Genomic DNA, 11,432 nt, shown 5'->3' on the forward strand with positions numbered 1-11,432 from the left:
ATACTGACAGGTGAATTCGCAGCCATTGGTCGGAAAATGACTCGACGATTTCGCGCCATTCGAAAAAGTAGCCGCGATTTTCGCCAAGGTTCCTAATATTCTCCAGCGCAGCGATCGCCTCTAGGTAATGACCTGATTTGCTTTCTTCAAGGGTTGCCGCGACGCACGCGCTTACACCTCAAAACCCCGTGCCGCTCGCCTTATTTGCACTGCCACAACCCGCACTGCGTACATGACAGTAAATCCGACCAGTCCCCCGAGGATGACGTGCGAAGCCCGCTCTGCGGCCATCCCGGAGGAGTGGCCTGCAAACATCAGGGCAAGCGCGACGCACGTACAACGCAGACCGAAGGCGAGCACATACGGGCGCACCGCGACCAATGTCAGCACGGCGACCAACAAGGCGAGGTCGTATGCAAAGGTGCTGTGCGGAAGGAAAATCCCTGTCCCAATTCCGGCCGGAACACCCACGAGCGCACCGACCGTCCGGTCCCGCAGCTTTTGGCGTCCGCTGGTGAGGTCGCCGGTAATCACACTCGCGGTTGACCAGATCATCCATTGCCCTTGATCCAGCCGCCACACCATCACCGTGTGCGCGACCAGGCCAACCGCCAGCGCCGTCGCCACCAGCGCCTCGATATACGGTATGGACTCATTCCGCTCAGCCCAGCACAACACCGCTCTGAAATGTCGAAGCCGGCTGACATGCAACGGACGAGTGTTCCGGTGCTCCAATGCTGACATCACCAGAACCGGAAGGATGGCCAACACCATGACGGGAAGAAAGTGAATGCCGCGATGCAGTTGATTGCCCGGCCCTCGCCACTCTTCAGTCTCGCACGCAAGGTAGAGAGCCGGAATAAAGGTGAAATTGCCAAGCGATCGCAACCTCGCATCCCATCCGCTAAAGAGGATGGAGGCCGCCGCAAGCATAGCGCAGCCCGCGACGAACAAGGGCTCGGCGGTCTGCGTTGCCAGCAGCGCCAGATAGGAGACGATGATCGCTGCTCCATGCAGCAGCGTTCCGAGCGGCGCCAGCCCGGAGCGCTCCATGGCGATAAAGGTCGAGATGGTGACCAGAGCCGCGCGCAACCAGATGCCATCCCCCGAGATCATGGCCAGCAGAACGAGTGGCATGAGTACAATCACGGCACGTGTCGCTGCGACGTGATCGAGATCGATCGCGTCATCCCAGGCAGAGATCACGAAATCCCCACCAGATCCTCCACCCGGATCACCCTGGCGATCGAGCCCAGCAACTCCATGGAGGATTGATGCACCGGTTCCGTCGCAGCGGCGCAGGCGTCTTCCAACACATATACCTCGTAATCGCGGTCGTGCGCGTCGCGCACCGTGCTCTGCACCGCCCATGCCGTGCTCACTCCCGCGATAATCAGCCGGTTAACCTTGCGCGCCCGTAGAGCTGCATCCAGTTGTGTGCCGTAAAAGGCGCTGATGCGCGGTTTGACAATCACCAGATCCGCAAGCTCTGCCTTGAGCTCCGGGTGAAAGTCCATACCTGAAGATTCCGCCTCGAGCGCTCCAATCTCGTGGAGACGTCCAAAGAACGGCGATTGCTTTGGCTGATCTGTATAGCCTTTGGCAAAGCCAACTTTCACCAGAATTGTTAACCATCCCTTTTCACGCGCAGTTGCCAGAGCGTGATTCACCTTCTCGATGACGCCACGCTCTGCGGCAAGGTCAGCAGTGTGCGAGATCTTGCCCTCCGGATGAACGATGTCATTGATGAAATCTCGACCAATAAATGCTGTTGCCATCTCTGTTCCTTTCAGATTGTTTGATCGCAAGCTGCGCTTGAAAACAGGTGACGATCCGGTCAACACAACGTCGTACACAGTGGTACCGGAACGCCGTAGAGCGAAAACTCTCGCCGCTTATGCAATCGGATTCTCCTCGAACAGCCGGGCAACCATGGTCGAATCGAGGTAGGCGCGCACGCGAACGATCAATCCATCCTGAAAATAGACCACCCAGCAGTAGCGGTTATCGAATCGCATGCCATTCCTGGCTGTCGCCAGCGAATGAAGCTCGACCACAGCCTGATCGCCTTCGACGATCACATTCTCGGTATGCAGCTGAGCGCCATTGGGAAGAACCTGTCCCAGCTTTGCGAAGGTGCCTTCGATGAAAGCCTTCTTGCTGAGGTAGTGACCGGCCAGGGGTGCGTTCCCATGACCGTCCAGTCGACGTTGTCGGCGACATGTTGGAAGAAAGCAGAGCCATCGCCGTTCTCCAGTCCTTTGAAGAGTTCGCGAACGCTTTCGTGTGTAATTGCCATCTGTGTAATTGCCACCTAAGTTTCTCCTTGGTTTTGGGATTTTCGCTTGCGACCCGAATCCGTTGCGGCAGCCTCAAGCGGAGCTTACAAATAGATAGAGTAGGATTTTGTCCATTCGAAGCACGCTTTGTTTCGAACGCAGCGTTCGCTTTTCTCGATAGGAGTCAGGATATGGAACTGCGGCATCTCCGCTACTTCTGTGCCGTAGCAGACTGGAATGGATTTAATCGCGCCGCCCGCCCGCTCCATACTTCACAATCCTCTATCAGTGCGCAGATTCGTGATCTGGAGCAAGAGATCGGCGTGAAGCTGCTCAATCGCACGCAGTCGCAAGTATCTCTGACGAGCGCGGGTGAGAGGTTTCTGGAGGAATCGCGCAAGGTGGTCGCAGCTGCGGATCGCGCGGTCGACATCGCGCAACGGACGGCACGAGGCGAGATCGGATCGCTCACGATTGGCTTTCTGATTTGGGGAACCGGCGCATTCTTTCCGGGAATCATCCGCGGCTTTCGTCAACTCCACCCGGGTGTGCAGCTCTCGCTGATGGAAATGCTCTCGCGAGCGCAGCCGGAGGCTTTGCTCAACGGTTCGATTGACATCGGCTTCACGCGGCCGCTTGAGCCTCCTTACGATTCCCAGCTCCGCTCCGAACTGTTGTATACGGACCCGGTGGTGGCCGTACTTCCCGCAGATCACCGGTTGGCGGGCGGACCGCTCCGGCTTCATGATCTGGCCAACGAACGCTTCGTGGTATGCGACAGAAACATCGCGTCCACCTTCTTCGATAAGATCACTTCACTCTGTGCACAGGCGGGTTTTTCGCCGAACATTGTTCAAACGTCGAATCTCGTTTCCAGCGTGCTTACCTTGGTGGAGGCAGGCGAAGGCATAACGCTGCTGCCTTCCGGTCTTCAACATAGCCGGTTCCACGATCTCTCCTTCTGCCCGCTCATCGATCCGGGGGCGGCATCGATTTGGTCATGGCGTGGTCTCCGAATCGCGAAGGAGAAACGCACAAATCTTTTCTTGATTTCATGCGCAGCAAAAAGAAATTCATCCGAAGCTCACTCAAAATCGGATAGTGTGTTCATGGTTCTTGTTCGCCAAACTGCTTGAGACAATATGCAGCATATGCCTGATTTTGTTCTGGCATGAGAATGAGGTAATGGTTGCAGAGTAGACAGGCCAACTGCCTTCCGAAGTAGATCGCAATACATAAAGAGGAAAACACGCCGCATTTTCACTTGGTACCAAGTCGCAACACTCTCAACGCGCCGCCTGCGGAGAGGTTTTGGGCTTAGAGGTCTGTGCGGATGATTGGATATTCGGACGTGATCCATGTGGACGTATATGTATGGTCCGCCGTCCGGCTGCAAGGAAAAAGCTAGAAGCGAGAAGATAAGTCTGCGCAAATGTATCCGAAGCGACGGCCGCCCCAATTAGGAGGATTGAAGTTTCAGACCGTACTTGCTGATTCCCAAGCGTCTGATTTTCGATTCAAGCGTTTGTCGCGGAATCCCCAGTTTGGCAGCCGCGCCTGAAGGTCCGGAAATGCGTCCATGACAGTCAGCCAGTGCAGCTTCGATCATCTCTACTTCACGATCGGCCAGCGTCGAAAGCCCCTCGCGCGGCTGCCGAGACTCTGCCGATTCACGTTTTAGCCAACTCTCATCAACGAAGAAGGTGTCCGTTTCACTTAAAATGACCGCCCGTTCCACGATGTTCTGCAATTCACGGATATTGCCCGGCCAGTCGTAGCGCTCTAGCGCATCCATCACCTCATCGGGAATGTACTCGATGTTTCGCTGCAATCGCTGCGAATACTTGCGGACGAAGTGCCGAACCAGGGAGGGATATCGCCTGACCGGTCCCTCAACGGAGGCAGGCAGATCGGAAAGACATTCAGCCGATAGTAAAGATCCGCCCGAAATTGACCACCTTGAACCAATGTTAAAAGCTCCTGGTTCGTCGCGGTCACTACGCGGACATCCACCTTAATGGGGCGTCCGCTACCCAATCTCTCAAATTCCTGCTCTTGGAGAACACGCAGCAGTTTGGGCTGGAGTTGAACGGGAAGATCGCCGATCTCGTCCAAGAACAGCGTGCCCCTGTGAGCCAGCTGAAATCGGCCCATGGTCTGTGCAACCGCACCAGTGAATGCTCCTTTTTCATGCCCGAAGAGTTCGCTCTCCAACAGATCTGCAGGGATCGCAGCGCAATTCATTTTTAAAAGCAGGGCGTCCCGTCGAGAACTCTGATTGTGAATTGCCTTAGCAATCAATTCTTTTCCCGTCCCGGTTTCCCCCTGGATCAGGACGACAGAATCCGTGGGCGCCACAATCCTCACTCTCCTCAGCAACGCTTGAAAGCTAGCGCTAGATCCAATCAGCTCGCCCTGATTGATATCCGGACTATCCTCAAACGACCTGACGGGCGCATATTCCTTGTCCGGCTTAATTGCAGAAACAGAAGAGAACATTGTCATTACCCCACCAGTCAATTGCTAACTACTTTCTCTCTTTCTCGTGATCCACTCGCGGACGTATGCCGCGCAATTTTTCAGTGTGATATTGTCTGCTTCACATCGCTCGAGAAAGGCAATGGCGTCTTGACCTACCAGAGTTACATCCTTTAGGTCCAAGACAATTGGGCGGCCGTTTTCTTCCGACTTAATTAGTGTTTCCAATTCGACTGTCTCTTCCAGGCCCATTCGGCCGCTCAGCCTAAAGACCACTTGCGCGTTCGCCGACCTTCGAATTCTCAGCATCTTTCCTCTCTTGATCATCGGGGCGTCTTCGCTCGCGGTTAGGAATGCAAACCAGTTGCCAACTGTAACACGCTGAAAATACGGCAATTGACGAACCATAAAATTGGCGAGTTTCGCCAATTGGCGAATGCGGCACAAAAGTCCACTCGCCAAGCAACCGGGAATGACGCACGAAGGAGGGCTAGACGGTCTTCGAGGAATCTGTAATTTTGAAGCGAGTCTTGTTGATCTTCAGCGACCTGATCTTTGACTCCAAAGTGGAACGTGGTATGCCGAGTCTGGCTGCGGCACCGGAGGGCCCGTACACTCGGCCTCCGCATTCGCTCAACGCAGTCTCGATGATCGCTTTCTCTTGGGAGGGAAGCCTCTTGAATAGGTCTGATCGGCCATCCGGCTCAATTACAGGAGGCTGTCGAGAAAGCCAACTCTCGTCAACTGAGAAAGTCTCCGTCTCGCATACGATGACGGATCGCTCAATTACGTTCTGCAATTCACGAATGTTACCCGGCCAAGGGTACGACTGGAGCAGATCGAGGCTCTTTTTGCTTACCGACTGAAAACTCTTTCCTGCCTTCCTTGCGTAGCGATCAATGAAGTACTCCACCAGCAGGGGAATGTCTTCTCTTCGTATTCGAAGAGGGGGTACCTCAATTGGAAAAACGTTAAGGCGGTAAAATAAGTCGCTCCGGAACATGCCTGCCGCGATGGCGGCCTCCAAGTCGCGGTTAGTTGCCGCAATAACCCGAACATCAGTTCGGATGTGGCCAGTTCCGCCGACACGCTCAAATTCGTGTTCCTGCAGAACGCGCAACAGAGCGATCTGGGTTTCGGCCGGAAGCTCTCCAACTTCGTCAAGGAAGATTGTGCCCCTTTCTGCCAGTTCAAAGCGTCCCAGACGCCGTTGAGTTGCCCCAGTGAAGGAGCCTTTCTCATGGCCGAACAATTCCGAGGCGATCAAGTCGCGTGGGATGGCTGCACAATTCGCACTCACAAACGCGTTAGAGGCGCGCCGGGAGCGTCGGTGTATTGCACGGGCAACCAGTTCCTTGCCTGTTCCTGTCTCGCCGGTGATCAGAACGGTGGAATCCGTGGCAGCGACTTTGGACACGCGGGAAAGCACCGTTTGGAGAGCCGGAGAAGTTCCAACAATTTCCTCGAACATCGACGCTTTATCAATTTCCTCGCGCAGCGCAATGTTCTCCTGCTGCAGTCTCTCTTCCGATCGTTTGCGATCATCAATGTCAATCGCCGGGACAACCCAACGCGTAACGCGTCCCAACTGATCTTTCAGCGGCTTGTAACGGAAGAGGAACCAACGATACTTGCCGTCATGTCTAAGCATTCGTGCTTCGGTCTCAAACGGAGATCGGCTTGAAAGTGCTTGCTCCCTTTCGCGAGCCATACGCTCCGCATCGTCTGGATGAAAGCGCTCACGAAAATCGAGCTTCTGCCACTCTTCAACCGTTTGACCGCGGAACTCGAGGACGGATTGGTTGGCATACAGACGGCTTCCGTCGCTCCCTAGCACAAACAAGAATTGGGGTGCGGCGTCCATAATCTGACGGAGTTCCAATTCCTGTTCCCGAATTTTCTCTTCCGCCTGCTTTGCTACTGTGACGTCCGTCACGGCCCCTACGAATTCAAGGTTCCCAGAAGACGTCGTTAACGCGCGAGCTAAAACGTGAAGATGTTTGACTGAACCGTCCGGCATCAGCAAACGGTGCTCAAGATCAAAATCGGCTTTTGTCTCAATTACCCGATCGAGGGTTTGCTGCACGAGATCTCTGTCGTCGGGATGAAGTCGCGGCAGTATCATCTCCAGCGTAGGCTTTACCGCTCGATCGAGTTCAAAGATATTGTAGGTTTCCGCCGACCAGTAGATTTCTCCGCTGGCCACACTCCAGCCGAAGCTGCCAGTGTGGCTTATGCTCTGCCCTTCAGTGAGGAAAGCTTCGCTGCGTTGCAGATCTGAATAGAGGCTGGCGTTCTCCAGCGAAATTGCGGCTTGCGAAGCCAGGAACTGCAGCACGGCAACCCGGTCCGGCGTGAAGGCGCACGCAGTCAGATTGTTCTCCAGATAGAGTGCGCCGACAAGCTGCGCCCGCTCGACGATGGGCAGGCAGAGGATGGACCTGGAGCGCTTCTGCCGCACATATTCGTCTTTTGAATACACGTCGTCGGCCGAAGCATCATCCAGAAGCACGCTCTCCTGCGTCCGGATCACGTAATGCAGCGCGGATTGAGGGAGATCAGACGGTGTAACCTGCTCCTGGCGAACGACCAGCTCGATCCTGCCCGGACCAGTAGTGGCTTCGGCTTCTATCCGCGGTTCGAGGTCCCGAATCAGGATCAACAAACCCCGCTCGGCCCCGGCATGCTCCACCGCGATTCGCACGAGCTTCTCGATGAGACTGGGGAGGACCATCTCACTCGAAAGTGCCTGCGAAGCTTTAACCACAGTCTCGACGTCGAGCTGCCGTACCGGTGGCGCAATCGCGGTCGAGGAGGTGGGAGTCCGTTCGTCGCGAAGGCGCGGGTAGAGTTCGTCGAGTTGCTTTACTTTTCCGTCGGCTCCCCAACGCGCATAGAGAGACCGAGCCTCCTTCAAATACGCCTTTGCGACCTTCTCCAATCCCCGGGCTCGATAGAAACCCGCTGCCAATTCGTTGGCGAGCGCTTCGTTGTGAACAAAACCATTCGCTTGTGCGGAGCGGATGGCATCTTCGTAAAGTTTTTCGGCGTCGAGCGTGCGGCCTTCGATGCGCGCAATTTCCGCCCCCACCAGAGCGGCGCGGTTTTCGAAATTCTCCGGGCAGTTTTCCGCCCATATTTGGAGCTGTTTGTAGTGAGCTTCGAGAGCATCGTAATGCTCCCGGCTTTGGCCCGCCGTTGCAGAATCGCAGAACGCTGCACGGGCGAGCGCGCTGTAAAATTCATATTCTGCCGGCGCAAAATTCGGTAATGTCGCAAGCAGCGGCCGGGCCTTCAATGAAGCCTCGATGGCAGAAGCAAAGTCACCGGCAAAGAAGTGCGCTTGTAGCTTTCGGACCCAGTACCAGCAATGGGCCGTCGGCGCGTAGCTCTCCAGACGACGCTCGAACCCTATTTCGTCGAACTCTGCATGGTCAAAGGAACCGAATTTTGTCGTCAGGCCCCTGAGCGTTCGGATAAGACAGAGCTGCAGATTGGCCATGTCAGCGGCGAAACCGATCTTCGCCTTCTGTGCAAAGCTAAGGCCATTCTCGACTTCCCTTTGCACTTCAGCGAGCGGATCTCCCGTCCCGATAAGCAGTGTGTTCAGGCAGATACGGCTGTACGCTGCGTAGGTGAGGTCGCCGATTGTCTTTGCAATCTCGAAGGCTTGACGCGTCACATTACAGCAAGCCAAGAGATGCTTCATCCATGGCATGATGCAATTTGCGAAAGCGGCATAGGTCGCAGCCTGGAAGCGCTTCAAACCACGCTTTTCGACCAGATCATAGCCGAGCTGACCGAATCGAAGTGCATTCTTGTAGTCGCCGAACCTATGACCCGCTACGAAGCTAAGCCAAACATAGTGGACGCACGAACCGTCGTTGTTGCCGTGCTCGATGCTGAGACTAACCGCCCCACAGACGACCAGGGCAAAAAGATTCGTATCCGTAAACACTGCAGAGCTCAATACCTTGGTCAGAACATCCAGAGTCGCGATAGACGTGGGGTCGCTCATCAGGGGGAAGTCCATAACTTCCTCGATCTCGCGACTTCCGAGCCGTGACCAGATCCGTTCGTATTCGCTTCGTACCTGTTCCTCCGTTGGCTGGAGCGGCCAGTCGATACCGAGATGGTGCAGGTAGTCGAGGCCGATGGCGATTGCACGGTTCATCTGAGAGATCGCCATATAAACATCGATACCCAGGCACGTGGCCATCGCTAGTTCGACGGTATTTGAGGCACACGATCGAAGCATTTCCACGCGCTCGGCCGCGATGGCCAGCTCGCCAGTCAGGAACTCGCAGTCGGCCCGAAGCAGTTCCAGTTGGAAGACAAGATCGTGACGGCGTTCCCAACACTCATTCGTCAAGAGTGCAAGGCCAGCGATGGCATACTGAAAAGCTGAAGAGTAGGCTGTGGAAGCTTCGGCCCGCTTGCCGGCGGCGAGGTTGAGTTCGGCCACCTCGAAGCGCTCATCTTCTAATGTGACGAGTGAGGCTCCACGGTTAAGCTGATTGACGATCTCGAATATGGCCTCCTCATGCTTTTCAGGGGAGTGTGCGCATTGAGCAGTCTCCCTATTCGTAGATGAGCCTCGGCGCGCGTTTCTGCTGTGATGAGGGAATAGGCCGCTTCCTGTATGCGGTCGTGCGCAAACCGGTAAGAGTTCTCCGAGCGGACAATCAGCTCCTGGTGGAGAGCCTCCCATAGTTCCGCTTCGGTCTCTTGTTCGGACGCCTCAAGAACAGCAGAAAGTGTGGCGGCTTCGGCGCTGTTTCCAATGCAGGCAAATTGCTGCAGGGCCTTTTGAATTGCAACTGGAAGCCGGTTCAGTTTTGCAACCATAAGGTCTACAACGTTGTCGGTATAACCCTTAGCCCGAATGGCATCCAGATCCCAGCGCCATCGGGCATCTCTATGGTCGAAAGTGATGAGCCCCTCTTCAACCAGGGCATGGATAAACTGACGGACAAAAAACGGGTTGCCGGAAGTCTTCTCGTGCAAGAGTTGCGCCAGCGACAGCGCAGGCTGCGATTCACAATGGAGGGTATCTGCAATCAAGTGTGCCAAATCGTCGGAGCTCAGCGGCGTCAGACGGATCTCCTGCTCAGCGGCTCCGGCTTGACGGATTGCCGACAGCTTCCGCATCAGCGGATGCGCCGAGTCGACCTCGTTGTCTCGATAAGCGCCGACCACGAGAAGGTGTGCCAGATCCTGCTGGACCAGCAAATCCTCTAGAAAGTCGAGTGTTGCCACGTCAAGCCATTGCAAATCGTCGAGAAACAGGGCCAGCGGATGTTCAGGGCGCGCGAAAACGCTGATAAACCGCCGAAATGCAAGATAGGAGCGAGTTTTCGCGTCTTGAGGCGGTAAAGCGGCAACAGGCGACTGCTCTCCGATGATTAGCTTCAATTCAGGGACGAGATCGATAAGGAGCGATCCATTCGGACTTAACGCCAATAGAAGGTCATCCCGCCATTTGCTCAGCTGGCCTTCAGGCTTACTCATCAGTGGGCGCAAAAGGCTCTGGAAAGCTTGCGCCACAATTGCGTAAGGAATATCGCGCTTGTACTGGTCGAACTTGCCCGACGCAAATAAGCCACGCGGCAGAACAAGGGATTTGCGAAGTTCATTGACAACAGCGGATTTGCCAATGCCAGAGTATCCGGAGACAAGAACCAATTCCGGCCTTCCGCCGGCAACAACACGCTCGAACGCCGCAAGCAGAGCATCGACCTCGCGCTCCCTCCCGTAAAGCTTCTCGGGTATCAGCAACTGGTTTGGGACATCGTGTGTCCCCAGCTGGAACGGTTCAATGCACCCTCTTGATTCCCATTCCCCGAAGCACTTTTGAAGATCGGCCTCAACGCCTAAAGCGGTCTGATAACGGTCCTCGGCGTTCTTGGCCAGGAGCTTCATAACGATCGCAGACAATGGCTCGGGCACTGCAGCGCGATCCCGAGGCGGTGTCGGCCGGCGTGCAATGTGGCAGTGGACCCATTCCAGGGGTCGGCTGCGTCAAATGGCAGTGCGCCGGTAAGCATCAGATACAAGGTGACGCCCAGGGAGTAAAAATCGCTGCGGGCATCGACCGAACGGTTCATGCGGCCGGTCTGCTCGGGTGCCATGTAGGCCAGCGTGCCGGAAATAATCTCCGGCGGTGCGGGCGGCTGGAGCTCGCGGGGCAACCGCGATGCAACTCCGAAGCCAGTAAGCCATACGCAGTCGGCGTCGTCGACGAGCACGTTTTCAGGCTTGATGTCCTTATGTATGAGTCCGTGCCGATGGACTTGGCAGAGCGCCGTCGTCAAGCCGATCGCGATTCGCAGGGCGCGGGTCAGATCGAGCGGTTGTCCCTGGCCTCGCTCAAGAATCAGATCCAGAGGATCACCGCCAGGATCTTTGAGTACGAGGATCGCTCGCCCTTCGTGACGAGTGAGCGCCAGAGGCTTGGCTGCCCATGCGGGATCGACTTCGGCTGCGAACGAGTATTCGTGTTCCAGCCGCCGGAGACTCTGAGGCGACGGATACTCTGCCGCCAGAGCCATTACGAGTACGGGAGATTGGTTGCCTTCCTGCCGGCCACGGTAAAGGGTGAATTCCACACCTTCCCGCAGAGGTACGAGCTCGTACCCTGGAGGGTCTGTCCCGGAAAGTATAATCTTCGCCACG

Annotated in this window: 10 protein-coding genes; 1 reads left to right on the forward strand and 9 read right to left on the reverse strand. The window is 55.8% G+C overall.

The window, feature by feature from the left end:
• Positions 1-171: 171 nt before the first annotated feature.
• From RBB80_RS00505 to RBB80_RS00520, 4 genes are all read right to left on the reverse strand, one after another.
• Positions 172-1,206 carry an FUSC family protein gene (locus tag RBB80_RS00505; protein ID WP_433966432.1) on the reverse strand — a complete coding sequence of 345 codons (1,035 nt, stop codon included), beginning with the start codon at positions 1,204-1,206 and terminating at the stop codon, positions 172-174.
• Entirely contained in the window at positions 1,203-1,778 is a 576-nt protein-coding gene (locus tag RBB80_RS00510) for a cysteine hydrolase family protein (RefSeq protein ID WP_433966433.1), read from the reverse strand. The genes RBB80_RS00505 and RBB80_RS00510 overlap by 4 nt, the downstream gene beginning before the upstream one ends.
• Positions 1,779-1,895: 117 nt before the next feature.
• On the reverse strand, positions 1,896-2,180 hold the full coding sequence (locus RBB80_RS00515) for a nuclear transport factor 2 family protein (RefSeq protein ID WP_433970029.1): 285 nt from the start codon (positions 2,178-2,180) through the stop codon (positions 1,896-1,898).
• On the reverse strand, positions 2,078-2,314 hold the full coding sequence (locus tag RBB80_RS00520; protein ID WP_433966434.1) for a hypothetical protein: 237 nt from the start codon (positions 2,312-2,314) through the stop codon (positions 2,078-2,080). The genes RBB80_RS00515 and RBB80_RS00520 overlap by 103 nt, the downstream gene beginning before the upstream one ends.
• 156 nt (positions 2,315-2,470) lie before the next feature.
• Here RBB80_RS00520 and RBB80_RS00525 point away from each other — a divergent pair, with 156 nt between their 5' ends.
• Positions 2,471-3,415: a LysR substrate-binding domain-containing protein gene (locus RBB80_RS00525; protein ID WP_433966435.1), complete on the forward strand. Its 945-nt coding sequence runs from the start codon at positions 2,471-2,473 to the stop codon at positions 3,413-3,415.
• Between the two features lie 323 nt (positions 3,416-3,738).
• Here the strand turns inward: RBB80_RS00525 and RBB80_RS00530 are convergent, their stop codons facing one another.
• From RBB80_RS00530 to RBB80_RS00550, 5 genes are all read right to left on the reverse strand, one after another.
• Positions 3,739-4,110, reverse strand: a complete 372-nt coding sequence (locus tag RBB80_RS00530; RefSeq protein WP_433966436.1) for a helix-turn-helix domain-containing protein — start codon at positions 4,108-4,110, stop codon at positions 3,739-3,741.
• On the reverse strand, positions 4,074-4,784 hold the full coding sequence (locus RBB80_RS00535; RefSeq protein ID WP_433966437.1) for a sigma 54-interacting transcriptional regulator: 711 nt from the start codon (positions 4,782-4,784) through the stop codon (positions 4,074-4,076). Before RBB80_RS00535 ends, RBB80_RS00530 begins: the two co-directional genes overlap by 37 nt.
• 463 nt (positions 4,785-5,247) lie before the next feature.
• Positions 5,248-9,222: a sigma 54-interacting transcriptional regulator gene (locus RBB80_RS00540; RefSeq protein WP_433966438.1), complete on the reverse strand. Its 3,975-nt coding sequence runs from the start codon at positions 9,220-9,222 to the stop codon at positions 5,248-5,250.
• A 17-nt stretch (positions 9,223-9,239) separates the two neighbouring features.
• On the reverse strand, positions 9,240-10,679 hold the full coding sequence (locus RBB80_RS00545) for an ATP-binding protein (protein ID WP_433966439.1): 1,440 nt from the start codon (positions 10,677-10,679) through the stop codon (positions 9,240-9,242).
• Positions 10,676-11,431 (reverse strand): serine/threonine protein kinase, encoded by a 756-nt coding sequence (locus RBB80_RS00550; protein WP_433966440.1) that lies wholly within the window; start codon positions 11,429-11,431, stop codon positions 10,676-10,678. The genes RBB80_RS00545 and RBB80_RS00550 overlap by 4 nt, the downstream gene beginning before the upstream one ends.
• Between the last annotated feature and the right edge of the window lies 1 nt (position 11,432).

Origin of the sequence: Tunturiibacter gelidiferens (assembly GCF_051013345.1) — a bacterium.
Taxonomy (GTDB): Bacteria; Acidobacteriota; Terriglobia; order Terriglobales; family Acidobacteriaceae; genus Edaphobacter; species Edaphobacter gelidiferens_A.

What these genes read in the sequence shown, in the direction of transcription:
- RBB80_RS00510 (WP_433966433.1), bottom strand. Translation starts at nt 1,778, where the DNA reads ATGGCAACAGCATTTATTGGTCGAGATTTCATCAATGACATCGTTCAT.
- RBB80_RS00525 (WP_433966435.1), top strand. Translation starts at nt 2,471, where the DNA reads ATGGAACTGCGGCATCTCCGCTACTTCTGTGCCGTAGCAGACTGGAAT.
- RBB80_RS00545 (WP_433966439.1), bottom strand. Translation starts at nt 10,679, where the DNA reads ATGAAGCTCCTGGCCAAGAACGCCGAGGACCGTTATCAGACCGCTTTA.
- RBB80_RS00535 (WP_433966437.1), bottom strand. Translation starts at nt 4,784, where the DNA reads ATGACAATGTTCTCTTCTGTTTCTGCAATTAAGCCGGACAAGGAATAT.